The following is a 26,564-nucleotide window of genomic DNA, read 5'->3' as shown; positions in this document are numbered from 1 at the left end:
CGACCCTGACCGGGCAGGTCAGAGCCCGGACGCCGCGAACCCGGGCCCCTCGGCGCGCATGTCGGCCCGCACCTGCTCCTGCTGGACCCGTACTCCGCCCCGCTCGTCACCGAGCCCCCGGGACGGCCCCTGGCACCCCTGTGCGGCGGCGATGCCCAGGGCGACCAGCAGCGTCACCACCACGAACACGGTCAGCCGCTGCCGCAGCAGCCGCGGATTCGCGGGACGCAGCCGGGTCCCGGTGGGCCTCGGCCCCGGACGGCCGGACCCACCGCGCGACCCGGGCCGACTGCCGCCGCCGGAGCGGGTACCGCTCCGGCCGGTGTCGCGGGACGCGGGCGTGGGCCGCCCCCCGGACCGGGACCCCGCGCGACCGCCGCGCACGGCGCCGCCCCGGGACGCGCCGTCGCCCCGCGCGGACGAGCCCCCGCGCGACGGCACACCGTCGCGCGCGGAGGGACCCCTGCCGCGTGAGGGGGTGGCGCCCCGCGCGGGCGTGCCGCCCCGGGAGCCCGATCCACCCCGGGGCGGGGGAGTGCCCTGGCCACCCGGCTGTCCCTGCGGGCGCCGCTGGACCCGCTCACGGTCCGGGTAGGTGTCGGCGAGCTGACCCGTGGGGCGGTCCGCCTCCCCGGAACGCGGCGCGGGCGGCCGTACGTCGGCGATCCCCTGGGCCTCCCGGGCGGCGATCTCCTTGAGCCGCAGGGACAGCTGGAGGGTGCTGGGCCGCTCGTCGGGGTCCTTCGCCAGGCACGCCCGGACCAGCGGCGCGAGCGCGTCCGGGACACCGTGCAGCTGGGCCTCCTCGTGCACCACGCGGTACAGCATCACCTCGGAGCTGCCGTGCCCGAAGGGCGAGTCGCCCATCGAGGCGTACGCCAGCGTGGCACCGAGCGAGAAGACGTCCGTGGCCGGCGTGACGGCCGCCCCCCGCACCTGTTCCGGCGCGAGGAAGCCGGGCGAGCCGACCGCCGTGCCGACGTGCGTGAGCGTCGAGGCGCCCGTCGCCCAGGCGATGCCGAAGTCGATGATCCGCGGTCCCTTCGGGGACAGCAGGATGTTGGACGGCTTCAGGTCCCGGTGCACGACGCCCGCCTCGTGCACGGCGACCAGGCCCTCGGACAGGGCGGCCCCGACGGCGGCGACGTCCGCCGCGGTGAGCGGGCCCTCGTCGACGACCTTGTCGTGCAGGGAGGGCCCGGGGACGTACTGCGTCGCGAACCAGGGCCGGTCCGCGTCCAGGTCCGCGGCGACCAGCCGTGCGGTGCACCCGCCGCGGATCCGCCGGGCCGCCGACACCTCACGGGCGAACCGCGACCGGAACTCCTGGTCCTCCGCGAGGTCCGGCCGGATGACCTTCAGCGCGACCCGTTGCCCCTTCTTGTCGGAGCCCAGGTAGACCACGCCCATACCGCCCGCGCCGAGCCGCCTGTGAAGCCTGAACGAGCCGACGACGCGCGGGTCCTCGCGCCTCAGGCGCATCATCGCCATGTTCATCCCCGCTGCCCGGTCCCTGTGACGTGCCACAGCTTACGTTTCCACGGCCGCCCGCGCGCAGAGGCCGCGCCCTCTCGGGCCGAGGGATTGTCGTTACGGGGTGCGAGAGTTGAAGGTCGGTCAGGCCCCCGGGGGGCATGCACGCCCGCCGCGGCCGGTGATCCCAACCACCGGGCCAAGGCCGGGGATTGGTCCTCGGGAGGACGATCATGCGGGGTGGGGACCCCGGCCGGTGCCGAGACCGCGACGGGAGCGCCGCGCACGTGATCGAAGTCACCGGACGGCGGGTGTCCCTTCCGGGAAGACCCCGAAACGCGCGCACCGGTCTCCACCCAGGGGAGTACGTGGCGGGGGAGGGCTCATCCTCCGGGAGGCCCGGCAATCGGTACGAGGGCATGACGTCCGGTGGTCCCCGGGCGCCTAGATTTGAGGTCAAGCGGCGGGTGCAGCACTCGTCCCCCGAGGTCAGACGCCCGCCGCTGCCAAGGACAACGGAATCGGTCAGGAGAGGGACCATGGCCCAGACGGCACCGCGGACGCTGGTCCGCACGCGCGAAGAGCGCCGTCAGGGACGCCGCCACCCCGTGGTGGCGACGCTCATGGCCCTGCCCCTGGCGGTCCTGCTCCTCCTCGTCTTCGACGGGTGGGAGACAGTGGCCACACAGGCGTCGTCCGTGGGTGTGATGCTGGGGCGCTGAGAAGCGACCCCCAGGCCCGGAAGAGCGGTCCGGGCGGGGACATCCACCCATGAAACCCCGTGGGGACGGGGGTGCGGCGGACGGCAAAATGCCGGCGCAGCTGGGGAGCTGCGCCGGCATTGCTTTTCCCCACCACCCGGGCAGCGAGTCCGCCACCGCGGCCACGGGCACCCACGCCGCCCCCCTCCCGCAGCCGCACCACCGCCCTCCCGCAGCCGTAGCTGCCGGCAGTCGTGCCTCCCCCAGTGCCTGAACGGCCTGGGAGGCACCCCCAGGGCGGCACGGGTGGGCGGTGGGGGTCCCCCCGCTCGAGCGAAGCCGAGAGTGGGGGAGGCACCCCGACAGCGCCGGGCCGCGCGCCCCACCTCGTCCCGCACCCACACCGCTCCCCGGTAGCGCCGGGCCACGCGCCCCACCCCGGCCCCGCATCCACACCGGCACCCCGACAGCGCCGGGCCACGCGCCCCCCCCGGCACCCCGACAGCGCCGGGCCACGCGTCCCACCCCCCCCGGCACCAAGCCCCCGCGCCCAGCCCCCCGCACCATCCCCCCGTACCCTCACCCCCGTGACCCCGGACGACGCCCTCCTCCCCGCCCTGACGGCCCACGCCATAGCCACCGCCCACGCATCCTCGCCCGCCCCCTGCCCCCGCCCCTGCCCCCGCGGCGCTGCCACCCTCGCCGACCGCCCCGACGCCACCGTCGTCCGCCACGCCGGCACCGTCGCCAAGGCCCACGCCGCGGAGACGGACCCGGCCGAGCTGGCGCTCCGGGTCACCGTCGCCGCCCGTCTCCCCGGCATCCTCCTCCGTCCGCTCCACCCCACCCCCACCGACCTGCGCGGACGGCTCGTCACGCACTGGCCGTACGGCACCCCCGTCGACCCCGACACCCCGGACGCCGCGCCCTGGGAAGCCGCCGCGACCCTGCTCGCCCGCCTCCACCGAACCCCGTCGCCCGTCGCCGGAACACCCGCCATGCGCGGCCCGGAGAAGGCCGCCCGCGCCATCGCCCGGCTGCGGGAGACCGCCTCCCGCCACCCGGGCACCACCCCGGTACTGCGGGCCTGGACCGCGCTTCCCGCCTGGGCCCGGGGCGAGGCCGCCATGCCGGACACGGCCACCCTCTGCCACGGCGACCTCCACCTCGGCCAGCTCGTCCGCCACCCCGCCCCCGACGGCCCCTGGCTGCTGATCGACGTGGACGACCTCGGCGTCGGCGTGCCCGCCTGGGACCTGGCCCGGCCGGCGGCCTGGTACGCCTGCGGGCTGCTCCCGCCCGACGAGTGGGACCGCTTCCTCACCGCCTACCGCGCGGCCGGCGGCCCGGCCGTCCCGCCGGACGGCGATCCCTGGCCCGCCCTGGACGTGCCGGCGCGTGCCCTCACGGCGCAGACCGCGGCCCGCGCCCTCGCCAAGGCCGCCGCGGCCGGCCGGGCCCTGGACGAGGTGGAGCACTCCCTGGTCGACGCCTGCGCGCGAATGGGCGCCGTCGCCCCCGCCCCGCCCTCCTCCCCGCCGAGTTGAGCCAGGATTTCCCGAAGTAGGGTGCAACCGACCGCCGCCGGACAGAGTCTGTCCTGGCGATACGCGAAGCAGGACCGACCGGCGAGGAGTTGAGCCGAGCATGCAGTGCCCCAAGTGCCACGCACCGATGCACACCTACAACCGCAACGGCGTTCAGATCGAGCAGTGCAGCGGCTGCCGCGGGATCTTCCTCGACTACGGGGAGCTGGAGGCGCTGACCCGCCTGGAAGCGCAGTGGTCCCAGCCCGCGCCGCCGGCCCCGCCCGCCGCCCCGCAGGCGTACCCGGCCGCTCAGGCTCCCGCCTGGGGTGCACCGCAGGCCGGCCACGGTCACTACGGTCACCACCGCCAGAAGAGCTTCGGCCGCATGCTCTTCTCCAGCTGAGCGCGGACACGACGGAGCCCCCGGCCGTACGGGACGGCCGGGGGCTCCGGTGCTGTGGACGATACTGGGATTGAACCAGTGACCTCTTCCGTGTCAGGGAAGCGCTCTCCCGCTGAGCTAATCGTCCTGGGAGATACTGCGTGCGCGATACTGGGATTGAACCAGTGACCTCTTCCGTGTCAGGGAAGCGCTCTCCCGCTGAGCTAATCGCGCGGGGGACCCGAAGGTCCGGTGGACGATACTGGGATTGAACCAGTGACCTCTTCCGTGTCAGGGAAGCGCTCTCCCGCTGAGCTAATCGTCCTTGGAGGTGGAGACGGGATTTGAACCCGTGTAGACGGCTTTGCAGGCCGTTGCCTCGCCTCTCGGCCACTCCACCAGGAGTGTAGGAGACCCGGGAGGTCCCCTGTTCCTGCGAGCGGACGACGAGGCTCGAACTCGCGACCTCAACCTTGGCAAGGTTGCGCTCTACCAACTGAGCTACGTCCGCCTGTCGGTTCGGTCCGCTTGCGCGTCCCGGCGACGTGTTGAACTCTAGCGGATTCCGGAGCCAGCACAAAAACGCGTTTGTGCAGCGTGCTGCGGTGCCCCGGCGCAGGGTCCTGGTCAGGGCCCCCGGAAGGACACGTTCGGGTCACCTCGGCGACACGCCGCCTAGACTCGGCCACGTGCTCCACGCCCCGCCCCTCGCCCGTTTCGGCGACCGGCTCGCCACCGGTCTGCTCGACGTCACGAGTGATCCCGCCGCCCTCGATTCCCAAGGCTTCTGGGCCGTGTGCGCGGACTTCGAAGGCCGTCTGACCTGCGCACGCTTCGCCGACGTGCGGACGTGCGCCGTCCCCGCGCCGGTGCCGGGCCGGTGGCGGGGGCCGGCCGCCGGTGACTGGACGTCCTCCCTCGACCGCGCCGCGTACACCGCCGCCGTGCGCCGCATCCGCGCGTACATAGCCACCGGCGAGGTCTACCAGGCCAACCTCTGCCGGGTGCTGTCCGCGCCCGTCGCCCCCGACGTCGACGTGGACGCCCTCACCGCGCTGCTGGCCCGGGGCAACCCCGCGCCGTACGCGGGAACGATCCGGCTGCCCGGCCACGGGGTCGAGATCGCCACCGCCTCTCCCGAGCTGTTCCTGCGCCGGGACGGCCGCACCGTCGAGTCCGGGCCGATCAAGGGCACCGGACGGACCGAGGCCGACCTGCTGGAGAAGGACTACGCCGAGAACGTGATGATCGTGGACCTGGTCCGCAACGACATCGGACGGGTCTGCGCCACGGGCAGCGTGACGGTGCCCGACCTGTGCGCGGTGGAGAAGCACCCGGGGCTGGTCCACCTCGTGTCCACCGTGCGCGGCGAACTGCCCGCCGACGCCGGCTGGCCGGAGCTGTTCGACGCCGCCTTCCCGCCCGGTTCCGTCACCGGCGCCCCCAAGCCGAGCGCCCTGCGGATCATCGAGGAACTGGAGACCACGCCCCGGGGCCCCTACTGCGGCGGCATCGGCTGGGTCGACGCGGACCGGGGCACCGGCGAGCTGGCCGTCGGCATCCGCACCTTCTGGATCGACCGGGCCGCGGGGCTGCTGCGCTTCGGCACCGGCGCCGGCATCACCTGGGGATCCGACCCCGAGGGTGAGTGGCGGGAGACCGAACTGAAGGCGTCCCGGCTGCTCGCGGTAGCGTCGGGTGCGTACGAGGCGGACGGAAGTGGAGAGGCGCAACAGACGTGAAGATCTGGCTCGACGGCGGACTGCAGGACATCGAGTCCGCCCGTGTCTCCGTGTTCGACCACGGGCTGACCGTGGGCGACGGCATCTTCGAGACGGTCAAGGCGGTGGACGGCAGGCCGTTCGCGCTGACCCGGCACCTCGACCGGCTGGCCCGCTCGGCCCGCGGCCTCGGCCTGCCCGAACCCGACCTCGACGAGGTGCGCCGCGCCTGCGCCGCCGTCCTCGAGGCCAACCCCATGCCGCTCGGCCGGCTGCGCATCACGTACACCGGCGGCCACGGTCCGCTGGGCTCCGACCGCGGCGAGCACGGCACGACCCTGGTGGTCGCCCTCGGTGAGACCGGCCGCCGTCCCGACTCCACGGCCGTGATCACGGTGCCCTGGACCCGCAACGAGCGCGGCGCGCTCACCGGCCTGAAGACCACCTCCTACGCCGAGAACGTCGTCGCCCTGGCCCCCGCGCGCGAACGAGGCGCCACCGAGGCCCTGTTCGGCAACACGGTCGGGCAGCTGTGCGAGGGCACCGGGTCGAACGTCTTCGTCGTCCTCGACGGCGAGCTCCACACCCCGCCGGTCGCCTCCGGCTGCCTCGCCGGCATCACCCGGGCCCTGGCCGTCGAGTGGACCGGCGCCCGCGAGACCGACCTGCCGCTGGACGTCCTGGAGCGCGCCGACGAGGTCTTCCTGACCTCCACGCTGCGGGACGTGCAGGCCGTGCACCGGGTCGACGACCGTGAACTGCCGGGCGCCCCGGGCCCGGTGACCGCCAAGGCCATGCGGATCTTCGAGGAGCGGTCCGGGGACGACCTCGATCCGTGACCCGGGTCGTCCGGCTGCTCCGCGGGCCGCGCGGCGGGGTAGAACACCCCTGATGACCACGACCCTGCGGCCGACCGAGCCGCTTCAGCGCGCGGCCGACGGGAGCCGTTCACGCCGCTACCAGGTGTGCGTGAACAGCCGTCCCGTCGGCGCGATACACCTCGGCACCTCCGCGGCCTTCGGCGACTCGGTGGCCGTGATCCACCAGCTCCGCATCGACGAACCCGACCGCCGGCGCGGGCGGGGCACGGTCGCCGCCCTCGCCGCGGAGGAGGTGGCACGGAGCTGGGGCTGCCGGCAAATCCAGGTGAGCGTCAGAGGCGCCGACGAGGCCGGCCCGCACCTCGCCCGGGCGCTCGGCTACGTACTGCGCACCCGGGGCATGGAGAAATCACTCGGCGGCACCCCGCCCGCCCTGCCCGCGGGCAGCGGCTCGCGCCCCATGACGCCCGCCGAGTTCACCGCCTGGCAGGCCTACCAGTCCGAGCAGTACGCCCGCACCTGGATGGACCAGGGCGTCCCGGAGGCCGAGGCCCGCGCCAAGGCGCGCAACGACCACCGGACGCTGCTGCCCCAGGGCCTGGACACCGAGGACATGCTCTTCAGCGTGCTCCGGCACGACGGCGACCGGGTCGGCATCCTGTGGCTGGCGCTGCGCGCGGACCGGGCCTACGTCTTCGACGTCGAGACCGACGCGGCCCATCGCGGGCAGGGGCACGGCCGCACGCTGATGCTGCTGGCGGAGACCCAGGCGCTCGCCGCCGGACGACGGCTCGTCGGCCTGAACGTCTTCGTGGGCAACACCCCGGCCGAGCGGCTCTACGAGTCGCTCGGCTACGAGACCACCCGGTACAACTACTACAAGGCGTTGCTGTAGCGGCCGCAGCGGTGGCGTGCGGTGGTTCAGGACTCCTGGCCCGCCAGGAGCCGGTCCACGATCTCCTCGATGCGCTCGCGCAGCCCCTCCTGGCTCTTGCCGCCGTCGAGGCGCTCGCTGCCGATCACGTACGTGGGGGTGCCGCTCACGCCGATCGCCTTGCCCTCGGCCTGGTCGGCGTCGACGATCAGGATGTGCCGGCCGTCGACGAGGGCGGTGTCGAACTCCTCCGCGTCCAGTCCCAGTTCCCGGGCCACCTCGACCAGGAGGGGTTCTCCCTCGCGGTCCAGCTCCGCGACCCTGCCGAGCACGGCCTCCACGTACGGCCAGCCCCGGCCCTGTTCCAGAGCCTCCTCGGCGGCCTGCGCGGCGGCGAAGGCGTGCTTGTGCTTCTCCAGCGGGAAGTGCCGCAGCCGCACCTCGAGACGGTCGCCGTAGCGGGCGCGCAGGGCGCGGACGTCGTCGAGGGCGGTGCGGCAGTCCGGGCACTGCAGCTCGCACCAGACGTCGAGAACGGGAACGGCGGCGGGCACGGGGGAGGAGTCGCTCATGCCCCCAGTCTCCCAGCCTCCGCGAGGGCGGCCCAACCGGACCCGGGCCGTCGCCGGCGTGCACCGTCACCGGCACCTGGGGAGGAGCCGACCCCTAGATCTCCCTGATGTCGGGCCGGGGCGTGGCCCGTCCGGGCCCCGGCGGTGCAGGATGGAAGGGACGAAGTGCACATGCCCGACCGAGTGCCAGCCTGGAGGACCGGATGATTGCCGAGACCGTCTGCTCCGCGGTGTCCGCGGCCGGCCTGGGCATCGCGGCGGTCACCGCGTACCGCAGGCGATTCCTCACGGCCGCCCGTATCGCCGCCTACGCACTGATTCCGGTCGGCCTGGTGATGACGGGCGTCGTGGAGTGGCTCGCCGACACGGCCTTCAGCCCGACGGCCTGGGCCGGCTTCGGCGTGCTGGGTGTCGCCTGGGTGCTGTTCATGACCACGCGCGCCGTGGAGCGCCGCCTTGGCGGCACCCGCAAGGAACGCAAGGAGGCCCGGGCCGCCGCACGGCGCGATGCCGCCCCCTCGGCCGCCAGGCCCTCCGTGGGCGGCTCCGCCACCCCCACCGCACCCCGGCCCGCGAAGGCGTCCCAGGGCGACGAGGACTTCAGCGACATCGAGGCCATCCTGAAGAAGCACGGCATCTGAAACGACACAGCGGTCCGGGCCTGTCATCGGACGTTCCGGAATGATCACGAACCGGACCGGACATCGCGGAACTCGACGACCACCCGGTCCTTACGGGCGTGTTGATCGCGCCGGGCGGACGCGCTGCGTCATCATCGCCGCGAGATGCCGGACCCGACTCAGCTGAACACACAGCTGGACACGAGACAGAGCGAAACCGCGCCCCCGCAGGACGAACCGCGCGGCTGCCTCTTCGCCCTTTCCCAGCCACCGCTGATGATCTTCCTTGCGGTGATCGGGTGTCTGATCCTCATGGCAGCGCTGCACGACCTGCTGTTGCTGTGAGCCGTACCCGCGGTCCCCGGCGTCACCCGCCGGGGCCGTGTCGGCCCCTGATCAGCCCGTGGCTTCCTTGCGCCGCGCCCGGTACGCGGCCACGTGCAGCCGGTTCCCGCACGTACGGCTGTCGCAGTACCGCCGCGAGCGGTTGCGGGAGAGGTCGACGAAGGCACGCCGGCAGTCAGGCGCCTCGCAGCGGCGCAGTCGCTCCTGCTCCCCGGCGACCACGAAGAACGCCAGGGCCATGCCGCAGTCGGCGGCGAGGTGATCGGCGACCGAGGCGCCGGGCGCGAAGTAGTGGATGTGCCAGTCGTAGCCGTCGTGGTCGGTGAGCCGGGGGGTGGTCCCGGCGGCGGCGACCAGTTCGTTGATCAGCCCGGCGGCGGCACGGGGCTCGGGGGCGGCGAAGACGGCCGCGAACCGTCCGCGGATCTTGCGCACCGCCGCGAGGTCCAGCTCCGAGAGGACGCCCACGTCGCTGATCTCGTGCGTTCCCACGAATTCCTCGAGGGCCGCGACATCCGGCAGCCCGTCCGGTGCCGAGTCGTCCTCCGGCACGGTGTTCACCAGATCCACCACGGTGTCGAGCGCGCACCGGGTGTCGTGGGTGATCAGCACGTTCTGCTCCCTGGCCTGGGGGTCGGGCGCGGGCGCCCGCCGATGCTGGCCGATGGTAGTGGCTTCCGAGGCGGCCGGACCGGCTCCGCCCACGGCCTCCACCCCACGGTCGCCGGTACAACGCCGCCGAACGCGCCTCGGTTCCCGCCCGCACCCGACCGCACGCCCCCGCAGACGCCCAGCCCCCGTCCCCCGGCCCACGGGCTCCCGCCGTGACGCCGAGGGGCCCTGGCGCCTCCATCCAAGCCCTGCAGACCCCCGCCCCCGGCTCGGTGGCCCGCAGGCTTCCTGGCTCCGCCACACAGCCCGCGGGCGGCTCGGTCCCCGCCCTTCGCGCGCGCCGCCCCCGGCTGCCGCACGCGATCCACGCGGGCGGCCCTCCCCCCGCTGCCGCGCACGCCGGCCCGCGGCCAGGGCCGTTCCGCCCGGCTGCCGCCGCGCACCTCCCCGCAAGCCCTGTCCCTGACCCGCGCCTCCGGAGGGGCCGCGCATGCGCGCCGACGTCACCACCGCGGGGTTCCGCGGTGGTGACGCCGGTGTGTGCCGTATGCGGTTGTCCGAGCCCGTGCCGTCACCCCGAGTCGACGGCGCCGGGCGGCTTTCGGGGGCTCGCCTAGCTTTCCGCCAGGATGTGCGAGAGCTCCTGGTCGAGATCGAAGTGCCGGTGTTCCGTGCCGGGGGGCACGGCGGCGTCTGTGCGCTTCAGGAAGGACTCCAGGGCCCGCGCCGGGGCCTCGAGCAGCGCCTCGCCCTCCGGGGAGCTCAGGGCGATGCACACGACGCCCTGACCGTGACTGCGCGACGGCCAGACACGGACGTCGCCCGTGCCGGTGGGGCGGTGGAGACCTTCGGCGAGGAGGTCGCGGGCGAACACCCACTCGACGGTCTCCTCGGCTCCGGTGTGGAAGGTGGCGTGCACGGCGTAGGGGTCGGCCGTGTCGTACCGCAGGCCTGCGGGGACAGGCAGGGAGGACTCGCTCGACACAACGAGGCGCAGGTGCAGCTCGCAGCTGACCGTGGTGTTCATAAGCGCCAGGGCCTTTCGCTCAGTGTGCGCTCGGGGATTCGCACGTCGGCGAAATCGACATGCCACCTACGGTGCCGTTGTAAACCCCTCTGAGTGTTTTGCGTGTGTTTACGTAACTCTTCCGGCCGAAAGATCGTTCGCGGTGTGCGCCCATTCCGGTGACAGGTTCCGCTCCGGTAGTGTTTGGCCGTATGAACACGGGGAGTAACAAGCCCGGCGAGGCCGCCGTGGCGCACGACCGTTCGGGGACGGACGGCGCTCCGGACCAGCGTGCGCTCGGGTCGCGGGCACCGGAATTCATCAAGGCGCGCCGCGCTCTGCACGTCAGCTGGCAGGTCGGCGTCTTCGTCGTGGGGCTGGCCGTGGTGGTGGCCGGCATCATCATGCTGCCGCTGCCCGGGCCCGGCTGGGTCGTGATCTTCGGCGGCATGGCGATCTGGGCGACCGAGTTCGTGTGGGCCCAGCTGGTGCTGCGCTGGACCAAGCGCAAGGTCACCGAGGCGGCACAGCGCGCCCTCGACCCCAGGGTGCGGCGCCGGAACATCATCCTCACCTCTATCGGCGTCGTGATCATCGCCGTGCTGGCCGGGATCTACCTGTGGAAGTTCGGTCTGCAGCTGCCCTGGAAGATCAAGGACCAGTGACCTGCGGCGGGGGCCCGGCCGCCCGGCACCCGCTGGTCACGGGCACCCCCTGACATGGGGTAATGTTCTTCCTGCGTCCGGGCGATTAGCTCAGTGGGAGAGCGCTTCGTTCACACCGAAGAGGTCACTGGTTCGAACCCAGTATCGCCCACCGGATCATCAGGCGGCCCGGCTCACCGATCGTGAGCCGGGCCGCTCTGTCGTGCGCGTGCCGGGCCGGTCGGCCGGTCCCGTCGGTGCGCCGGCGGCAGTCCCGGCCGTTCCGCTTCGGCCCGCCGTCACCCAACCGTGACCTTCCGCGGCGCCGCCCCCGTCGGGGCCGTCGGCGTTCGACCGGTCGGGCACGCGGCGTCGACCAGCGGATTCCCCTCCGGGCCGGCCCGGTGTGCCGCGGCTGCCGCCGTCCTCGCCAGCTCCCGCGCGCCATCAATTCCTGTCCGAATCATTGACGCGCCCCCCGGCCCTCCGTAACTTGTGCCAGCAAGCGCTTACTTGAAACGATTCACGATGCAACGCGCCAGCGCGGGGAGGCTCCTATGCAGCAGAACGGGAATGTCGAGAGGCGGACGATCCTCAAGGCGGCGGGGGCCTCGCTGGCCGTCGCGGGACTGGGCGCGACGGCCACCGCGTGCGGCGGCGGCAGCGGCGCGGGAGACGGAACGGTGACGATCCGTTATTCCTGGTGGGGTGCCGAGGACCGGGCCGAGCGCATCAACAAGACCATCGCGCTCTTCGAGAAGAAGTACCCGAAGATCAAGGTCAAGACCGACTTCCAGCCGTACGGAGACTTCTGGAAGAAGTTCAACACGCAGGCCTCCGGCGGCAATCCACCGGACGTCTTCCAGAATGCCATCGGATTTCTCCGCAAATACGACGCCAAGAATGTGCTGCTCGACCTGAGCGAGCAGGTCGAGTCGGGCAACCTCTCGATGGACGGATTCCGGGCGGGCCTGGAGAAGTTCGGCGAGATCGACGGCAAGCTCCTCGGCGTGCCCGTCGGCTCCAACTCGATGGCCCTCGTCATCGACAAGCCCGTCTACACCCGGGCCGGCGTCACGCCCGCACAGGGCTGGACCTGGGACGACTTCGACGAGGCGATGACGAGGATCCGCGACAGGACGGGCCGGGCCGGGGACAGTGGCATGTACGGCGTCATGTACCTCTACGACCTGTACCTGCGCCAGAACGGCAAGGCCTTCTTCACCGAGGACGGGCTCGGCTTCACCGAGGCGGACCTGACCCAGTGGTGGACCAAGGCGGAGAAGGGCGTGAAGTCCGGTCTGTTCGCCGACGCCAAGAAGGTCGTCCAGGTCAAGCCCAAGTCGGCGCTCTCCGCCGAACTGGCCGGCAGCGAATTCACCTGGGACAACTTCACTGTCCGCTACACCTCGGAGGGCAAGAGCGAGTACGGCCTGGCGCCCATCCCCACCACGGACGGCAAGAAGACCGGCCAGTACCTCGGCTCCCTGATGCTCAGCGCCTCCAGGCGCACCCAGCACCCCAAGGAAGTCGCCCAGTTCATCGACTTCATGGTCCACGACCCCGAGGTCGCCACGATCATGGGCTACGACCGCGGCGTCCCCGCGACGCAGGCCCAGTACGACGCCTACCGGCCGACCGACCCGGTCAACAAGGCCATCGCGGCCTACGAGGAGTCGCTCGTGAAGGCGGGCGTCCTGGAGCCCATCACCCCGCACCCCGCCGGTGCCGACGTCTGCGAGGCCGCGTTCCTGCGCATCGCCGAGGAGATGGCGCTGGGCAAGCGGTCCGTGGACGACGCGGTCGAGCAGTTCTTCAACGAGTCGAAGACGGCTCTCGCCGGCTGATGGGAAGCGCCGTGACACACGCCCCCGCGATGGAGGACCTGACCCGGGACTCCGAGCCTCGGCACGGTCCGGTGAAGACCCCGCGCCCCGCCGCCCTGAAGCGGCGGCGGCGCCGGGACAACCTGGCCGGCTACCTCTTCATGTCCCCCTGGATCGCCGGATTCCTGCTGCTGACGGCAGGGCCGATGGTCGCCTCCCTGTACTTCGCCTTCACCGACTACGACCTGTTCGACGCGCCCCGGTGGATCGGCCTGGACAACTTCTCCGAGATGTTCGGCGATCCCCGCTGGCGCCACTCGGTGCAGGTCACGCTCTGGTACGTCGTCGTCGGCACGCCGGTCAAACTGATCGCCGCCCTCGGTGTCGCGCTGCTGCTGGCGCAGAAGCGGCGCGGGCAGGCCTTCTACCGGGCCGCCTTCTACGCCCCGTCGCTGATCGGCGCGAGCGTGTCCGTCGCCATCGTGTGGAAGGCGATCTTCTCGGACGACGCCGCCGTCGACCGCACCCAGCAGTTCTTCGGGATCGGCGCCGGCGGCTGGACCGGTGACCCGGACCTGATCATCTACAGCCTCGTGGCGCTGACCGTCTGGCAGTTCGGCGCCCCCATGGTCATCTTCCTGGCCGGCCTCAAGCAGGTGCCGCGCGAGCTGTACGAGGCGGCCGACGTGGACGGGGCGGGCAGGCTGCGGCAGTTCTGGAACATCACCCTGCCGATGATCTCCCCGGTCCTCTTCTTCAACGTCCTGCTGGAGACGATCCACTCGTTCCAGATCTTCAGCTCGGCGTACATCGTCGGCGGCGGCGCCGGAGGCAACGCCTGCGGTCCGGCCGACGGCTCGATGGTCTACACCTGTTACCTGTACGTCCAGGGCTTCGAGAACAGCCGCATGGGCCTGGCCTCCGCCATGGCGTGGATGCTGCTCGTCGCGGTCGCCCTCGTGACGGCGGTGCTGTTCTGGTCCCAGAAGCGCTGGGTGCACTACGAGGAGGGCGGCCGATGAGCGCGCAGGCCACCGACGTCACGCCGGCCCGGTCCACGACGGGGGCGCTGCGGCGCAGACTGCCGGGATCGCTCGCCTGGCACATCGGCTCGCTGGCGATCCTGGCGGTGCTCCTCTACCCGGTGATCTGGGTCATCGGCGGCTCGTTCAAGAAGAGCGAGGACATCGTCGGCAGCCTGGACCTCTTCCCGGGCGACCCGGTCGTCTCCAACTACACGAGCCTCGCCGACGGCATCGCGGACATCCCGATCTCCACGTTCTTCGCCAACTCCCTCCTCCTCGCGGTCGGCTCGGTGGTCGGGATCCTGGTGTCCTGCTCGCTCACCGCGTACGCCTTCGCGAAGATCAGGTTCGCGGGACGCAATCTGCTCTTCACGCTGATGATCGGCACGCTGCTGCTGCCGTACCACGTGCTGCTCATCCCGCAGTACGTGCTGTTCCGCAACATGGGCATGATCAACACCTACACCCCGCTGCTGCTGGGCAAGTACCTCGCCACCGAGGCGTTCTTCGTCTTCCTGATGGTGCAGTTCATGCGCAACCTGCCCAGGGAACTGGACGAGGCGGCCCGGCTCGACGGCTGCGGGCACCTCCGCATCTACTGGTCGATCGTGCTCCCGCTGTGCCGCCCCGCGCTGATCACCAGCGCGATCTTCACCTTCATCAACTCCTGGAACGACTTCATGGGCCCGCTGATCTACCTCAACGAGCCCGGCAAGTACACCGTCTCCCTCGGCCTGAAGATGTTCGTGGACCAGGAAGGGCTGGCCAACTACGGCGGCATGATCGCCATGTCGCTCGTCGCCCTGCTGCCCGTCCTCGCCTTCTTCCTGGCCTTCCAGCGCTACCTGATCGACGGCATGGCGACGTCCGGTCTGAAGGGCTGAGGTGATCCGGTCATGACCGAGCTGCGCGCGAAGGCCCGCACGGAACGCGGGGAGTCACGGCTCGCCGAGCGGTTCGCGCTGTTCGCCGAGTGCCTGCTGACCGGGGTCTGGATCGCGGTGGCCTCGCTGCCGCTGGTCACCTTCCCCGCCGCGTTCGCGGCCGGCGCGCGGCACCTCGGGCGCCGGCTCGCCCACGAGCGGGGCGGCCTGCGCGAGTTCGCGGCCGACTTCCGGGCCGCGGTGCGCCGCGGGTGGACCGTCGGGCTCGGCGGATGGGCCGCCCTGGCCGCGGTGTGGGTGGACGTGCAGGCCGCGCGCAACGGTCTGCCCGGCGGCCCCCTCGTGGGCGCCGTCGGCGTGCTCGCCCTGATCGGCGCGGCCGTGGCCGGGCTGCGCGCCGCGGCGGCCTGGCGGCCCGGCGCCTCCTGGCGGTCCCTGCTCGCCGCGGCCGTGCGCCGTACCGTGCTCGACCCCGCCGGCTCCTTCCTGATCGTCGGCGGGCTCGCCCTGGTCGTCTGTTCCGCCTGGTTCAGCGCGCCGCTCGGGGTCGCCGTGCTGGGCGCCGTCGCGGCGGCTGCCGTCGCCGTGGAGGAGCGTCATCGGCACCGCTGACCGGCGGTGTCTCCCCGTACCGAGGCCGGCGCCCCGGCGCCGCACCTCTGTCTGTCATGCCCTTGACATCCCTGCTGGTGCACGGAACGGAAAGGAAAGGCCATGTCCCCCATCCCCCGCAGGTCCCTCCTCAAGGCGGCCGCCGTCGCCGGTGCCGCCGCCCAGTTCAGCTGGGCCCTCGGCGCCAGGAACGCCCAGGCCGCGCCGGCCGCCGCGCCGGCCGACGACAGCCCCGTCACCCTGACCTGGCTGGAGGACGGCGGCCTCGGGGCCGCCCCCGGCTCCACCGTCGGCGTTCCCTGGCCCCGGGGCACCTACCAGGAGGACCAGTCGTTCGCCGTGACGGACGCGGACGGCAAGGCCGTACCCGTGCAGTCCTGGCCCCTCGCGTACTGGCCCGACGGCTCCCTCAAGTGGACCGCGCACGCCGTCGGCTCGGGCGACGGCGCGCTCACGCTGACCGCCGGCACCCCCGCCGCGCCCGCCAGGAAGGTCACCGTCGACCAGCGGGGCGGCACCATCGACATATCGACCGGCGTCATCACCGCCAGGATCGGGAAGTCCGGCGCCACACTGATCAAATCGGTCACCCGGGGCTCCACCGAGATCGCGAAGAACGGCCGCCTCGTCCTGCTGCGCCAGCCCGAGATCGAGGACGGCGACCAGGGCACCGTCAAACACGAACGCTTCGACGGCGCCATCGACAAGGTCGCGGTCGAGCAGGAGGGTCCCGTCCGCGCGGTCGTCCGCATCGACGGCAAGCACCGCAAGGGCGACCGCGGCTGGCTGCCCTTCTCCGTCCGCCTGTACTTCTACGCGGGCGCCGACTCCTTCCGCATGGTGCACACCATCACCTTCGACGGGACCCAGGAGCCGGGCAGGGCGAGCGGCGACTTCGTGCGCGGCCTCGGCGTCCGCTTCACCGTCCCGATGCGCGACCGGTCCTACGACCGTCACATCCGCATCGGCGGCGAGGGCACCGGCCTGCTGCGCGAGGCCGTCAAGGGCATCACCGGACTGCGCCGCGACCCGGGAGCGGCCGTGCAGGCCGCACAGTTCGCCGGCGAGAAGCTGCCCGACCCGTCCACCTGGGACCAACGCGTCACCACCCGCCTCCAGTACATTCCCGAATGGGGCGACTACACCCTCTCCCAGCTCTCCGCCGACGGCTTCACCGTGCGCAAGCGCACCAAGAAGGGCCACGGCTGGATCGGCGCGGGCGGCGGGCGCCGCGCCTCCGGCTTCGGCTACGTCGGCGGAGCGAGCGGCGGGCTCTCCTTCGGGTTGCGCGACTTCTGGGAGAAGCACCCCGCCCAGCTCGACATCCGCGACGCCCACACCGACAACGCCGAGGTCACCCTCTGGCTCTGGTCCCCCGAGGCCCAGCCCATGGACCTGCGCTTCTACCACGACGGCATGGAGCAGGACACCTACGCCGAGCAGCTCGAAGGCCTCAACATCACCTACGAGGACTACGAACCCGGCTTCGGCACCCCCTACGGCATCGCCCGCACCTCGGAGCTGCTGTTCTGGGCCAACGCCGCCACCCCGAGCGCCGAGACGCTCGCCGGACAGGTCGAGGCCGTACGCGTGCTCCCGCAGCTCGCCGCGCCGCCGAAGCAGCTCGTCAAGGCGGGCGTCTTCGGCAAGGGTCTGTACGCCGAACCCGACCGCTCCACCCCCGCCAAGGCGAAGATCGAGGACCACCTCGACTTCCTCTTCACCTACTACAAGGACCAGGTGGAGCAGCGCCGCTGGTACGGCTTCTGGGACTACGGCGACATCATGCACACCTACGACACGGCCCGGCACGTCTGGCGCTACGACGTGGGCGGCTACGCCTGGGACAACTCCGAGCTCTCCCCGGACCTGTGGCTCTGGTACGCCTACCTGCGCTCCGGCCGCGCCGACATCTTCCGCTTCGCCGAGGCCATGACCCGGCACACCGGCGAGGTCGACGTCTACCACCTGGGCAAGTGGGCCGGCCTCGGCACCCGGCACGGTGTCCAGCACTACGCCGACAGCGCCAAGCAGCAGCGCATCGCCAACACCACCTACCGCCGCTTCTACTACTTCCTCACCGCGGACGAACGCGTCGGCGACCTCATGCGGGCCAACGTCGACTCCGACGAGACCTTCCTCGTGCTCGACCCGCAGCGCAAGGTCCGCCCCGACCCGGACTACACGCCCGACCCGCACGCCCTGTCGATCGGCTTCGGCACCGACTGGAGCGGTCTGGTGTCGGCCTGGCTGACCGAGTGGGAACGCAAGGGCCCCCAGTGGGAGAAGGCCAGGGCCCGCGTGCTGTCCACCATGGAGACCATCGCCGCCCAGCCCAACGGATTCGTGCAGGGCAGCGGCCTGTACGACCTGGACACCGGGAAGTTCGCCATCGCCCAGGAGCCCGCCGTCTCCGTCTCGCACCTCTCGGCGGTCTTCGGCCTGAACGAACTCTGCGCCGAGCTGATCGACCTGGTCGACATGCCGGAGTTCAACGAGGCGTACTACGACTACTGCCGCTACTTCAACGCCTCCAAGACCGAACAGGCCGCCCGCTACGGCAGCAACTTCGGGAGCCTCATCCTCTTCCAGGGCCACTCCCGCCTGGACGCCTACGCGGCCGTCCGGACCGGGGACGACAAGCTGGCCGCGCGCGCCTGGGACAAGTTCTACAACTCCGACGGCTACAAGGAGTCGGCACCCTGGACCACGGAGAAGCTGAGCGGCCCGGTCGGCCTGGTGCCGGGCAGCGAGGCGGGCTGGGTGTCCACCAACGACACCGCGCTGTACGGCCTCGCCGCCATCGAGAACCTCGCACTCCTGGGCGACAGGATGCCGTAGCCCGCACGTGACGGACCCGGACCCGGGCACACTCCACGGGTGGACTGGAACCATTACGTCTTCCGCAGCCTGTGGGCCCTGCCCGCGCCCGCCCCCGCCGTCTACCGCGAGCTGGAACGGATCGAGGACTACCCCCGCTGGTGGCCCCAGGTGCGCGAGGTCACCCGCCTCGACGCCACCGGCGGGACCGTCCGCATCCGCTCCCTGCTCCCGTACGACCTGACCCAGACCGTGCGGGAGCTGCGCCGCGACCCGGCGGCGGGCGTGCTGGAGGTCTCCCTGTCCGGCGACATCGAGGGCCGGGCCCGCTGGACGGTCGCCCCCGACGGCACCGGCGGCAGCAGCGTCCGCTTCTACCAGGAGGTCGACGTCCGCAAGCCGCTGCTGCGCCGCCTCGCCGTGCCGGGACGGCCCCTGTTCCGGGCCAACCACCGGCTGATGATGCGCGCGGGCCGGCGCGGACTGGCGGCCCGCCTGCACACGGTTTGAAGAGAGCGTCCCCGGACCTGTATTGTTCAGTGCGTTCCCGGGCGATTAGCTCAGTGGGAGAGCGCTTCGTTCACACCGAAGAGGTCACTGGTTCGAACCCAGTATCGCCCACGCTCGCGAGAGCGACGTGTGTCCGCACCATACGCGGACACACGTCGCTCTCTTCGTTTTCTGCGCGGCTGCGCCGCGCGTTGTGGGGGCTACGCCACCCACACCCCCGACCCCGGCGTCGTCCCGGGCCGGAGACACAAGGTCACGCCGCCGCCGGCAGATCCGGGCGCAGCGGCCAGGCGGGGTCCACGGCCTCTTCCGTGCCGTTGAGCGCGAACCACGCCTGGAGCCCCCGGGCCTGCCCCGCGTGCCACACCGCCTGGAGCGTGTGCAGCTCGGCGGCGGAGAGGCGCTCCAGCCGTGCCTGGAAGCGGCGCCCCACCGCCCGGACGACCCCCAGCGCGGCCTGCGCGTCGGCCGCCGCGTCGTGGGCGCCCTCCAGCTCGAAGCCGTAGTGCGCGCACAGGTCGGTGAGGGTGCGCCGGCCCTTGCGGTAGCGGTCCAGGTGTTTGTCGAGCACGCGCGGGTCGAGGACGTACAGCGGCGTCCGCTCCAGCCGCGCGGCCAGCGACGACGCCCGGTGGCGGCGCAACTCCCGGTCCAGCAGCGTGAGATCGAACGGCGCGTTCATCACCACGAGCGGCCGGCCGGCCCGGGCCTGCTCGCCCAGGGCCTCGGCTATCTCGTGCATCACCGGCGCCGGCCAGCGTCCGTTGCGCTGCAGATGCTCCTCGGTCAGCCCGTGCACCGCCGTCGCCGCCTCGGGCACCGGCACACCCGGGTTCACCAGCCAGCGGCTGACCCGGGGCCTGAGTCCCGGAGCGTCCTGGACGACCAGGGCGGCCGACACGATCCGGTCGGTCTCGACGTCCACACCCGTGGTCTCCGTGTCGAAGGCGGCCAGGGGCCCCTCGAACCAGCACGTCATAGGGCACTCAACTCCTCGTCCAAGCACGGCAGCTGACGCGCCGTCTTCTGTCCCGGTTCGGTGATACCCGGGCTGTTTGCGGCGTACGCCGGAAGGACACAACAGGAGTACGGGTCTTTGCAGTTCAGCGACCCGCAGCGTGGTTACACCAGTTCTGGAAGGCTGTTGGCCATGGCCGTAGCGCAGCCCGAACGGGGCGGGCTGCTGCCGGAGCGCACGGCGCCCACTCGCGGGTCCCTCGCCACCACCGCCTGCATGGAGACCCTGCAGGTCGGCTATCTGCACGCGGTCGCCGCGGCGGCCGGCTGCTCGTTGTCCCAGCCCTTCCCGGACAACGGCATCGACTGGCACGTCAGCCACAGTGCACCCGGGCACATCGTCGACGACGAGGTCACCATCAAGGTGCAGCTCAAGGCGACCTACCAGATCCCGCCCGGCCCGCCGGGCCGCTTCTTCTCCTTCACCCTCGACAACGACCACCTGGCCAAGCTCGCCCGCACACCGGTGTCCGTGCACAAGATCCTGGTCGTGATGATCGTCCCGCGGTCCCGGGACCAGTGGCTGCGCGCCGGCCACGACCGGCTGGACCTCAGGCACTGCTGCTACTGGACCAACCTCGCCGGACACCCGATCACGGGCCGGCGGCGCACCACCGTGCGGATACCGACCGCGCGGGTCTTCGACGACCGGGCGCTGTGCGAGATCATGACGCGGGTCGGGACGGGAGGGAAACCATGACGCACCGCCCCACCCACGAGCCGCTGCGCACCGTCCGGCCGCATCCCGTGGACACCGGCGGCACCGCCTGGGACGGCGGCACGCCCGAGCCCGCCGCCGTCGACCCGGCCGTGCTCGCCGCCCTCCTGCACCGGCACGGCTGGCAGCGCCGCGGCGGCGCCCCGGGCCGCTACGGCCGCTGGACCCCGCCCGGACCCGGCGGCACGACCAGCCTGCTGGTGCCCGACAGCCGCGCCTTCCCCGACAGCGACGACCTGCTCGGCGAGGCCCTGCTCGCCCTGTCCCGCAGCGGCACGCCCTCCGCCCGCGAGATCCTCGTCTCCCTCTCCGTACCCAGTGACGAGATCCGCTGGTGGCGCGACCTGCCGACCGGCCCCGCCGGCACCGCGTCCTGGACGGTGGAGGAGCAACTGCGCTCCGCCGCCCGGGGCGTCCTGCTCGCCGGCGCCCTCGCCACCCGCGCGCGGGCCGGCTACCACGGCGCCCGGCACCGCCGCTCCGCCGCCGCGTCCCTGGCGGGCGTCCTGGTCGGCCCCGCCCCCGACGGCCGCCGCCTCACCGCCTTCGTGCCCGTGACCACCGGCCGCCCCCTGGCCGTCCGCCTCCACCAGGCCCTGTTCGCCGCCCGCGAGGCCGTCGACTACCGGCGGGCCACCGGCGCCATGGACGCCTTCGACAGCGCCGTAGCGGCGGGCGTCAGCCACGAACTCACCGAGGCGCTCGTCGCCCTCGTCCGCGGTACGGAGGGCGCCCGCGTCGCCGTCGCGTGGGCCCCGGCCGCCGGGGTCCCGGAAGGCTGCGCCGCCCTCGCCGAACCCGTCGAGTTCTCCCCGGGCGACCTGCCCGCCCTGCGCGAGGCCGGCGCCCGCTACCTGCGCGCGGAGCCCTCCGTGCCGGTGCGGCTCACGGGCACGGTCGTGCGGCTGCGCCGGACCGGTCCGCGCGGCGCCGGGACCGTGCGGCTGCGGGTGCTCGCCGGGGCCGACGTCCCGCACGTGCGGATCACCCTGGACGAGGAGGCGTACCGGATCGCCGGGCACGCGCACCTGGTCGGGCTGCCCGTGCGCGTGCTGGGCCGGCTGGAGAGCCGGGGCGGGTTCCGCCGCCTCACCGGCGCCTGCGAGGTCGCCCCCGTCGAGGTCGACGACGCCGAGCGGGACCGGCTGCTGAAGAGCCTCCAGGAGAACCTGGACGTCTTCGGAGAGGCCTGCGGCGGGGAGTGATTTCGACCGGGGTGGGCCCGGGTCGGTACGATCGCCCTCATGCGTGCGCTCCGGTATGGCGCCGCGGCCCCACTTCAGTCAGGAGAGACCGGTGTCAGACGTCCGTGTGATCATCCAACGCGATTCCGAGCGGGAAGAACGCGTGGTGACGCCGGGCACTACGGCCGCCGAGCTCTTCGCCGGCGAGCGCTCGATCGTCGCCGCCCGCGTCGGCGGCGAGCTCAAGGACCTCGCGTACGAGCCGAAGGACGGCGAGACCGTCGAGGGCGTCGAGATCTCCTCCGAGGACGGCCTGAACATCCTGCGCCACTCCACGGCGCACGTCATGGCCCAGGCCGTGCAGGAGCTGTTCCCCGAGGCCAAGCTCGGCATCGGCCCGCCCGTCAAGGACGGCTTCTACTACGACTTCGACGTCGAGAAGCCCTTCCACCCCGATGACCTCAAGGCCATCGAGAAGAAGATGCAGGAGATCCAGAAGCGCGGCCAGCGCTTCTCCCGCCGCGTGGTCACCGACGAGGAGGCCCGCGAGGAGCTCGCCGACGAGCCGTACAAGCTCGAGCTGATCGGCCTCAAGGGCTCCGCCTCGCACGACGACGGCGCGGACGTCGAGGTCGGTGCCGGCGAGCTGACGATCTACGACAACCTGGATGCCAAGACCGGCGAGCTGTGCTGGAAGGACCTCTGCCGCGGTCCCCACCTGCCCACCACCCGCAACATCCCGGCGTTCAAGCTCATGCGCAACGCCGCCGCCTACTGGCGGGGCAGCGAGAAGAACCCGATGCTCCAGCGCATCTACGGCACGGCCTGGCCCACCAAGGACGAGCTGAAGGCACACCTGGACTTCCTCGCCGAGGCCGAGAAGCGCGACCACCGCAAGCTCGGCAGCGAGCTGGACCTGTTCTCCATCCCCGAGCAGATCGGCTCCGGCCTCGCCGTCTTCCACCCCAAGGGCGGCATCGTCCGCCGCGTCATGGAGGACTACTCGCGGCGCCGCCACGAGGAGGAGGGGTACGAGTTCGTCTACACCCCGCACGCGACGAAGGGGAAGCTCTTCGAGACCTCGGGCCACCTGGACTGGTACGCCGACGGCATGTACCCGCCCATGCAGCTCGACGAGGGCGTGGACTACTACCTCAAGCCCATGAACTGCCCGATGCACAACCTGATCTTCGACGCGCGCGGCCGCTCCTACCGCGAGCTGCCGCTGCGCCTGTTCGAGTTCGGGACCGTGTACCGGTACGAGAAGTCGGGTGTCGTGCACGGCCTCACTCGCGCCCGCGGCTTCACCCAGGACGACGCGCACATCTACTGCACCCGTGAGCAGATGTCGGAGGAGCTCGACAAGACGCTCACCTTCGTCCTGAACCTGCTGCGCGACTACGGCCTGACCGACTTCTACCTGGAGCTGTCCACCAAGGACCCGGAGAAGTTCGTCGGTGCCGACGAGGCCTGGGAAGAGGCCACCGAGACGCTGCGCCAGGTCGCCGAGAAGCAGGGCCTGCCGCTGGTCCCGGACCCGGGCGGTGCCGCCTTCTATGGCCCGAAGATCTCCGTCCAGGCCAAGGACGCCATCGGCCGCACCTGGCAGATGTCGACCATCCAGCTCGACTTCAACCTGCCGGAGCGCTTCAACCTGGAGTACACGGGCGCGGACGGCAGCAAGACCCGCCCGGTCATGATCCACCGTGCGCTGTTCGGCTCCATCGAGCGCTTCTTCGCGGTGCTCCTCGAGCACTACGCGGGCGCCTTCCCGGCCTGGCTGGCCCCGGTCCAGGCGATCGGCATCCCGATCGGCGACGCGCACGTCGAGTACCTGGAGAAGTTCGCCGCGGCCGCGAAGCGGCAGGGCCTGCGCGTCGAGGTCGACTCCTCCTCCGACCGCATGCAGAAGAAGATCCGCAACGCCCAGAAGCAGAAGGTGCCGTTCATGGTCATCGCCGGTGACGAGGACATGGCCAACGGCGCCGTCTCCTTCCGCTACCGCGACGGCTCGCAGGAGAACGGCATCCCCGTGGACGAGGCCATCGCGAAGATCGCGAAGGTCGTCGAGGAGCGGGCGCAGGTCTGACCGTACGGACGGTGAGCAGGGCCCTCGGGAGCGATCCCGGGGGCCTTTTCCGTGGTATCCCGCCGACGCCATATGCTGCACGCATGACGAGTGAGCCGGAGCAGCAGAACGGAGTCGGGACGCAGGACGCGTTCCAGCGCCTGTGGACGCCCCACCGGATGGCCTACATCCAGGGTGAGAACAAGCCCAGCGGCCCCGGCGCCGACGACGGCTGTCCCTTCTGCTCGATCCCGGCCAAGTCCGACGAGGACGGCCTCGTCGTCCGGCGCGGCGAGCACGTGTACGCGGTGCTCAACCTGTACCCGTACAACGGTGGCCACCTGATGACGGTGCCGTACCGGCACGTCGCCGACTACACCGACCTGACCGACGCGGAGACGGCCGAGCTGGCACTGCTGACCAAGCAGGCGATGACGGCCCTGCGGACCGCCTCCGGCGCCCACGGGTTCAACATCGGCATGAACCAGGGCAGTGTGGCCGGCGCGGGCATCGCCGCGCACCTGCACCAGCACATCGTGCCCCGCTGGGGCGGCGACACGAACTTCATGCCGGTCGTCGGCCACACGAGGGTGCTGCCGCAGCTGCTGGGGGACACCCGGAAGATGCTCGCGGAGGCCTGGCCGGCGTAGCTCTGCACCGAGCCGCAGGTACTGGGGCCGGCGGGTGGGGCGCGCGGCCCGGCGCTCTCGGGGTGCCGCCCGCGCCCACCCGTGCCGCCCCAGCGGCACGACTGCCCGCGGGCGGCCGCGCTCTACGCGTCGTAGACGTCGGCCTTCCGGGGTGACGGGTCCTGCACCGCCGTGCTGAGGAACGCCGACCGCGCGCCGAACTTCTCGGTGTCCACGCCGTTCTCCTCCAGCACCCGGATCGCCGCCGAGTGCACCACCCGCAGCACCGGCGTGGCCGCCCGCAGGGCGTCGTCGGCCATGAAGCGGTGCCGCCACGGCTGGTCCGCCCACGCGTGCCGCAGTCCGAAGGGCTCCGGCAGGCCGATCGTGCCGCCGAGCCAGTTCAGCAGGGGCGGGTACCAGGTGAACGGGGCGCGGACGGCGAGCCGTACCACCTCGTTGGCCGTGACCAGCGGGAGCATCACCTTGCGCGTCTCCCACGGCTTGAACGACTTGGCGACCTCCTTGGACGGGGCCTCCGGCTTGGTCGTGAAGAGCGGGTTGACCGGGCCCAGGGCGTGCCCGGTCACCTCGATGCGCAGCGTCGAGTGCAGCACGGTCACCGTGATCAGCATGGTGATGACCAGCTGGCCGTCCCACAGCGTCCACTGGACGCCCAGGTAGTGCCGGTCGCCGGCGCCGAACTGCTGCTTGTTGCAGATGTCCTGGATCGCGTGCGGCTTGACCTGGTACGCCTCGACGTCCGTGCCCTCCGGGCGGGAGACCGCCGTGGCCTTCTCCCCGATCGGCGTGACGATCCAGTGCCGTATGGACGGCTTCGTGAAGCCGCCGGTGTTCAGCGGGCCGCGCTCCAGCATGCGCAGCTGGTCGTGGACGGACCGTATGACGTCCCAGCTGCGGAACGGGTGGATCTCCCGGGCCGGGTCGGCCGGCACCAGCTCCTCGGCGAGCTGCCAGCTTCCCCAGCGGGTGCCCATGCCGAGGATGCCCTTGGGACCGGCGTAGAAGACGGAGTTGGACTGCTGCTCGGCGCCGAGCCTGGCCAGGGACTGGCGCAGCTGCTCGGCCGACGTCTCGTTCGGGTTGCTGGGCACCGCCTCGGGCACCTTGGCGCCGACGCCGCTGCCGGACAGCAGGCCGTCCCAGCGCTCCCGGAGGTCCCTGGCCGTCCGCTCGCAGATCCGCTTGGCCCAGAACCATCCGACGACGGGCATCACCACGGCCGCGCGCGCGTACCAGGCCCAGAAGCCGGAGAACGGCATCTTGATCAGGAACAGTGCGGCCAGGGCGGCGATCGCCACGAGGACGGCGGTGCCCAGGGCCCCGGCCTGCTTGTTCTCCGCCTTGGAGACGGTGGTGCGGATCTGGAAGCCGAGCAGCCAGACCAGCGCGCCCGGGAGGAACAGCAGACCGCACAGCACGCTGACCATGGTCAGCCGGTTGTCGCGGGCCTTGCGGATGCCGTTGGCCGCCAGGCAGTGCTCCACGACCACCTGCGGCTCGGCCCCGAAGGACTGGATGAGCGGCTTGCGGTCGCCGCCGAGCATCCGGTCGGCCACCGCGCGGGAGAACGCCTCGCCGAGGTTGGGGCGGAAGATCGTGGCCCAGGAACGGCCCGCGTTGACGGTCGTCTGGTGCCACTCGTTGTCGGCCTTCTTGATCTCCTCCATCGGGTTGTCCCGGTACGCGGCCGAGGCCAGCGCGAAGGTGGCCGTCTGCCCCCCGTCGTCCGTACGCGGAACCTGCGGTCCGAAGAAGTCCGCGTAACCGCCGTCAACGGTCATTCCCGCCCCCGATCGCCACCACTGTCGCTCCTGCGGCCTTCCCGACTTCCCTGCCCCGCACACCTGTTGATCAGGTCATCAGCGTATCCGCAGCGGTCGGCACGCGTCGGCGGACGGTCAAAGGCGCCCCCGCGTGCGCGGGTCGACGCCGAGATGCGCCGTCGCG

The 26,564-nt window shown here is 72.1% G+C and carries 25 protein-coding genes and 7 tRNA genes; 21 read left to right on the top strand and 11 right to left on the bottom strand.

Translation table 11 applies throughout. The features are described from left to right. Positions 1-18: 18 nt before the first annotated feature. Positions 19-1,497 (bottom strand): serine/threonine-protein kinase, encoded by a 1,479-nt coding sequence (locus ACGF3H_RS30830; protein WP_362498428.1) that lies wholly within the window; start codon positions 1,495-1,497, stop codon positions 19-21. A 515-nt stretch (positions 1,498-2,012) separates the two neighbouring features. Here ACGF3H_RS30830 and ACGF3H_RS30825 point away from each other — a divergent pair. The 3 genes from ACGF3H_RS30825 to ACGF3H_RS30815 all read left to right on the top strand — a co-directional run bounded on the left by ACGF3H_RS30825 (position 2,013) and on the right by ACGF3H_RS30815 (position 4,106). Then, a complete protein-coding gene (locus ACGF3H_RS30825; RefSeq protein WP_362498274.1) occupies positions 2,013-2,195 on the top strand; it encodes a hypothetical protein in 183 nt (60 codons plus the stop codon). A gap of 566 nt (positions 2,196-2,761) precedes the next feature. Beyond that, positions 2,762-3,721: an aminoglycoside phosphotransferase family protein gene (locus ACGF3H_RS30820; protein WP_362498277.1), complete on the top strand. Its 960-nt coding sequence runs from the start codon at positions 2,762-2,764 to the stop codon at positions 3,719-3,721. Positions 3,722-3,821: 100 nt separating this feature from the next. Beyond that, positions 3,822-4,106, top strand: a complete 285-nt coding sequence (locus tag ACGF3H_RS30815; protein WP_362498279.1) for a zf-TFIIB domain-containing protein — start codon at positions 3,822-3,824, stop codon at positions 4,104-4,106. A gap of 55 nt (positions 4,107-4,161) precedes the next feature. On the opposite strand, the gene ACGF3H_RS30810 is transcribed toward ACGF3H_RS30815, so the two are convergent. The 5 genes from ACGF3H_RS30810 to ACGF3H_RS30790 form a co-directional block, all read right to left on the bottom strand. Continuing rightward, positions 4,162-4,233 (bottom strand) — tRNA-Val (locus tag ACGF3H_RS30810). Positions 4,234-4,247: 14 nt separating this feature from the next. Further along, positions 4,248-4,319, bottom strand: a tRNA-Val gene (locus ACGF3H_RS30805). A 19-nt stretch (positions 4,320-4,338) separates the two neighbouring features. Beyond that, positions 4,339-4,410 (bottom strand) — tRNA-Val (locus tag ACGF3H_RS30800). Position 4,411: 1 nt separating this feature from the next. Continuing rightward, positions 4,412-4,485: transfer RNA gene (locus ACGF3H_RS30795), tRNA-Cys, on the bottom strand. A gap of 38 nt (positions 4,486-4,523) precedes the next feature. Next, a tRNA-Gly gene (locus ACGF3H_RS30790) sits at positions 4,524-4,596 on the bottom strand. Positions 4,597-4,774: 178 nt separating this feature from the next. Here ACGF3H_RS30790 and ACGF3H_RS30785 point away from each other — a divergent pair. The 3 genes from ACGF3H_RS30785 to ACGF3H_RS30775 are packed head-to-tail and all read left to right on the top strand — an operon-like array spanning position 4,775 to position 7,522. Then, complete coding sequence (locus tag ACGF3H_RS30785) at positions 4,775-5,827, top strand: chorismate-binding protein (protein WP_362498282.1); 1,053 nt, start codon at positions 4,775-4,777, stop codon at positions 5,825-5,827. Then, positions 5,824-6,645, top strand: coding sequence for an aminotransferase class IV (locus ACGF3H_RS30780; RefSeq protein WP_393816562.1), 822 nt, complete (start codon positions 5,824-5,826; stop codon positions 6,643-6,645). Before ACGF3H_RS30785 ends, ACGF3H_RS30780 begins: the two co-directional genes overlap by 4 nt. 52 nt (positions 6,646-6,697) lie before the next feature. Further along, the gene (locus ACGF3H_RS30775) at positions 6,698-7,522 is read left to right on the top strand and encodes a GNAT family N-acetyltransferase (RefSeq protein WP_362498288.1); all 825 of its coding nucleotides are present in this window, start codon (positions 6,698-6,700) and stop codon (positions 7,520-7,522) included. Positions 7,523-7,548: 26 nt separating this feature from the next. Here the strand turns inward: ACGF3H_RS30775 and ACGF3H_RS30770 are convergent, their stop codons facing one another. Beyond that, positions 7,549-8,073, bottom strand: a complete 525-nt coding sequence (locus ACGF3H_RS30770) for a DsbA family protein (protein WP_362498291.1) — start codon at positions 8,071-8,073, stop codon at positions 7,549-7,551. 203 nt (positions 8,074-8,276) lie between these two features. Between ACGF3H_RS30770 and ACGF3H_RS30765 the strand changes: the two genes are divergently transcribed. Together ACGF3H_RS30765 and ACGF3H_RS30760 are read left to right on the top strand one after the other, a co-directional pair. Continuing rightward, the gene (locus tag ACGF3H_RS30765; RefSeq protein ID WP_362498294.1) at positions 8,277-8,714 is read left to right on the top strand and encodes a hypothetical protein; all 438 of its coding nucleotides are present in this window, start codon (positions 8,277-8,279) and stop codon (positions 8,712-8,714) included. A gap of 144 nt (positions 8,715-8,858) precedes the next feature. After that, entirely contained in the window at positions 8,859-9,038 is a 180-nt protein-coding gene (locus ACGF3H_RS30760) for a hypothetical protein (protein WP_362498296.1), read from the top strand. A gap of 51 nt (positions 9,039-9,089) precedes the next feature. Here the strand turns inward: ACGF3H_RS30760 and ACGF3H_RS30755 are convergent, their stop codons facing one another. Both ACGF3H_RS30755 and ACGF3H_RS30750 read right to left on the bottom strand, forming a co-directional pair. Then, the gene (locus tag ACGF3H_RS30755; RefSeq protein ID WP_362498298.1) at positions 9,090-9,650 is read right to left on the bottom strand and encodes a CGNR zinc finger domain-containing protein; all 561 of its coding nucleotides are present in this window, start codon (positions 9,648-9,650) and stop codon (positions 9,090-9,092) included. A 613-nt stretch (positions 9,651-10,263) separates the two neighbouring features. Beyond that, positions 10,264-10,677: an SsgA family sporulation/cell division regulator gene (locus ACGF3H_RS30750; RefSeq protein WP_004002642.1), complete on the bottom strand. Its 414-nt coding sequence runs from the start codon at positions 10,675-10,677 to the stop codon at positions 10,264-10,266. A gap of 191 nt (positions 10,678-10,868) precedes the next feature. Between ACGF3H_RS30750 and ACGF3H_RS30745 the strand changes: the two genes are divergently transcribed. From ACGF3H_RS30745 to ACGF3H_RS30705, 9 genes are all read left to right on the top strand, one after another. Then, a complete protein-coding gene (locus tag ACGF3H_RS30745) occupies positions 10,869-11,321 on the top strand; it encodes a TIGR02611 family protein (RefSeq protein WP_362498300.1) in 453 nt (150 codons plus the stop codon). Between the two features lie 79 nt (positions 11,322-11,400). Further along, a tRNA-Val gene (locus ACGF3H_RS30740) sits at positions 11,401-11,472 on the top strand. Positions 11,473-11,857: 385 nt separating this feature from the next. Beyond that, the gene (locus ACGF3H_RS30735; RefSeq protein ID WP_362498302.1) at positions 11,858-13,147 is read left to right on the top strand and encodes an extracellular solute-binding protein; all 1,290 of its coding nucleotides are present in this window, start codon (positions 11,858-11,860) and stop codon (positions 13,145-13,147) included. Continuing rightward, entirely contained in the window at positions 13,147-14,148 is a 1,002-nt protein-coding gene (locus ACGF3H_RS30730) for a sugar ABC transporter permease (protein WP_362498305.1), read from the top strand. The genes ACGF3H_RS30735 and ACGF3H_RS30730 overlap by 1 nt, the downstream gene beginning before the upstream one ends. After that, entirely contained in the window at positions 14,145-15,035 is an 891-nt protein-coding gene (locus ACGF3H_RS30725; protein ID WP_362498307.1) for a carbohydrate ABC transporter permease, read from the top strand. Before ACGF3H_RS30730 ends, ACGF3H_RS30725 begins: the two co-directional genes overlap by 4 nt. 12 nt (positions 15,036-15,047) lie before the next feature. Then, entirely contained in the window at positions 15,048-15,647 is a 600-nt protein-coding gene (locus ACGF3H_RS30720) for a hypothetical protein (protein WP_362498309.1), read from the top strand. A 102-nt stretch (positions 15,648-15,749) separates the two neighbouring features. Continuing rightward, the gene (locus ACGF3H_RS30715) at positions 15,750-18,488 is read left to right on the top strand and encodes a Tat pathway signal sequence domain protein (protein WP_362498312.1); all 2,739 of its coding nucleotides are present in this window, start codon (positions 15,750-15,752) and stop codon (positions 18,486-18,488) included. 39 nt (positions 18,489-18,527) lie between these two features. Beyond that, on the top strand, positions 18,528-18,977 hold the full coding sequence (locus ACGF3H_RS30710; RefSeq protein ID WP_362498315.1) for an SRPBCC family protein: 450 nt from the start codon (positions 18,528-18,530) through the stop codon (positions 18,975-18,977). A 39-nt stretch (positions 18,978-19,016) separates the two neighbouring features. Further along, positions 19,017-19,088: transfer RNA gene (locus ACGF3H_RS30705), tRNA-Val, on the top strand. Between the two features lie 142 nt (positions 19,089-19,230). On the opposite strand, the gene ACGF3H_RS30700 is transcribed toward ACGF3H_RS30705, so the two are convergent. After that, positions 19,231-19,956 (bottom strand): 3'-5' exonuclease, encoded by a 726-nt coding sequence (locus ACGF3H_RS30700; RefSeq protein ID WP_362498318.1) that lies wholly within the window; start codon positions 19,954-19,956, stop codon positions 19,231-19,233. Between the two features lie 171 nt (positions 19,957-20,127). Here ACGF3H_RS30700 and ACGF3H_RS30695 point away from each other — a divergent pair, with 171 nt between their 5' ends. From ACGF3H_RS30695 to ACGF3H_RS30680, 4 genes are all read left to right on the top strand, one after another. Further along, complete coding sequence (locus ACGF3H_RS30695; protein WP_362498320.1) at positions 20,128-20,694, top strand: DUF4365 domain-containing protein; 567 nt, start codon at positions 20,128-20,130, stop codon at positions 20,692-20,694. Further along, the gene (locus tag ACGF3H_RS30690) at positions 20,691-21,917 is read left to right on the top strand and encodes a hypothetical protein (protein ID WP_362498323.1); all 1,227 of its coding nucleotides are present in this window, start codon (positions 20,691-20,693) and stop codon (positions 21,915-21,917) included. Before ACGF3H_RS30695 ends, ACGF3H_RS30690 begins: the two co-directional genes overlap by 4 nt. A 91-nt stretch (positions 21,918-22,008) precedes the next feature. Beyond that, positions 22,009-23,985 (top strand): threonine--tRNA ligase, encoded by a 1,977-nt coding sequence (gene thrS, locus ACGF3H_RS30685; RefSeq protein WP_362498326.1) that lies wholly within the window; start codon positions 22,009-22,011, stop codon positions 23,983-23,985. Positions 23,986-24,068: 83 nt separating this feature from the next. Then, positions 24,069-24,614 (top strand): HIT domain-containing protein, encoded by a 546-nt coding sequence (locus ACGF3H_RS30680; protein ID WP_362498329.1) that lies wholly within the window; start codon positions 24,069-24,071, stop codon positions 24,612-24,614. 122 nt (positions 24,615-24,736) lie between these two features. On the opposite strand, the gene ACGF3H_RS30675 is transcribed toward ACGF3H_RS30680, so the two are convergent. After that, positions 24,737-26,398: a hypothetical protein gene (locus ACGF3H_RS30675; RefSeq protein WP_362498332.1), complete on the bottom strand. Its 1,662-nt coding sequence runs from the start codon at positions 26,396-26,398 to the stop codon at positions 24,737-24,739. Positions 26,399-26,564 lie beyond the last annotated feature (166 nt).

The sequence above is a fragment of the Streptomyces sp. NPDC048185 genome (genome assembly GCF_043202495.1).
In the GTDB taxonomy this organism is placed as follows: domain Bacteria; phylum Actinomycetota; class Actinomycetes; order Streptomycetales; family Streptomycetaceae; genus Streptomyces.
This window is presented reverse-complemented; position numbering and strand designations above follow the sequence as displayed.

What these genes read in the sequence shown, in the direction of transcription:
- ACGF3H_RS30765 (WP_362498294.1), top strand. Translation starts at nt 8,277, where the DNA reads ATGATTGCCGAGACCGTCTGCTCCGCGGTGTCCGCGGCCGGCCTGGGC.
- ACGF3H_RS30675 (WP_362498332.1), bottom strand. Translation starts at nt 26,398, where the DNA reads ATGACCGTTGACGGCGGTTACGCGGACTTCTTCGGACCGCAGGTTCCG.
- ACGF3H_RS30760 (WP_362498296.1), top strand. Translation starts at nt 8,859, where the DNA reads ATGCCGGACCCGACTCAGCTGAACACACAGCTGGACACGAGACAGAGC.
- ACGF3H_RS30825 (WP_362498274.1), top strand. Translation starts at nt 2,013, where the DNA reads ATGGCCCAGACGGCACCGCGGACGCTGGTCCGCACGCGCGAAGAGCGC.
- ACGF3H_RS30700 (WP_362498318.1), bottom strand. Translation starts at nt 19,956, where the DNA reads ATGACGTGCTGGTTCGAGGGGCCCCTGGCCGCCTTCGACACGGAGACC.
- ACGF3H_RS30715 (WP_362498312.1), top strand. Translation starts at nt 15,750, where the DNA reads ATGTCCCCCATCCCCCGCAGGTCCCTCCTCAAGGCGGCCGCCGTCGCC.
- ACGF3H_RS30745 (WP_362498300.1), top strand. Translation starts at nt 10,869, where the DNA reads ATGAACACGGGGAGTAACAAGCCCGGCGAGGCCGCCGTGGCGCACGAC.
- ACGF3H_RS30695 (WP_362498320.1), top strand. Translation starts at nt 20,128, where the DNA reads ATGGCCGTAGCGCAGCCCGAACGGGGCGGGCTGCTGCCGGAGCGCACG.
- ACGF3H_RS30730 (WP_362498305.1), top strand. Translation starts at nt 13,147, where the DNA reads ATGGGAAGCGCCGTGACACACGCCCCCGCGATGGAGGACCTGACCCGG.
- ACGF3H_RS30680 (WP_362498329.1), top strand. Translation starts at nt 24,069, where the DNA reads ATGACGAGTGAGCCGGAGCAGCAGAACGGAGTCGGGACGCAGGACGCG.
- ACGF3H_RS30770 (WP_362498291.1), bottom strand. Translation starts at nt 8,073, where the DNA reads ATGAGCGACTCCTCCCCCGTGCCCGCCGCCGTTCCCGTTCTCGACGTC.
- ACGF3H_RS30775 (WP_362498288.1), top strand. Translation starts at nt 6,698, where the DNA reads ATGACCACGACCCTGCGGCCGACCGAGCCGCTTCAGCGCGCGGCCGAC.
- ACGF3H_RS30735 (WP_362498302.1), top strand. Translation starts at nt 11,858, where the DNA reads ATGCAGCAGAACGGGAATGTCGAGAGGCGGACGATCCTCAAGGCGGCG.
- ACGF3H_RS30815 (WP_362498279.1), top strand. Translation starts at nt 3,822, where the DNA reads ATGCAGTGCCCCAAGTGCCACGCACCGATGCACACCTACAACCGCAAC.
- ACGF3H_RS30750 (WP_004002642.1), bottom strand. Translation starts at nt 10,677, where the DNA reads ATGAACACCACGGTCAGCTGCGAGCTGCACCTGCGCCTCGTTGTGTCG.
- ACGF3H_RS30720 (WP_362498309.1), top strand. Translation starts at nt 15,048, where the DNA reads ATGACCGAGCTGCGCGCGAAGGCCCGCACGGAACGCGGGGAGTCACGG.
- ACGF3H_RS30725 (WP_362498307.1), top strand. Translation starts at nt 14,145, where the DNA reads ATGAGCGCGCAGGCCACCGACGTCACGCCGGCCCGGTCCACGACGGGG.
- ACGF3H_RS30690 (WP_362498323.1), top strand. Translation starts at nt 20,691, where the DNA reads ATGACGCACCGCCCCACCCACGAGCCGCTGCGCACCGTCCGGCCGCAT.
- ACGF3H_RS30830 (WP_362498428.1), bottom strand. Translation starts at nt 1,497, where the DNA reads ATGAACATGGCGATGATGCGCCTGAGGCGCGAGGACCCGCGCGTCGTC.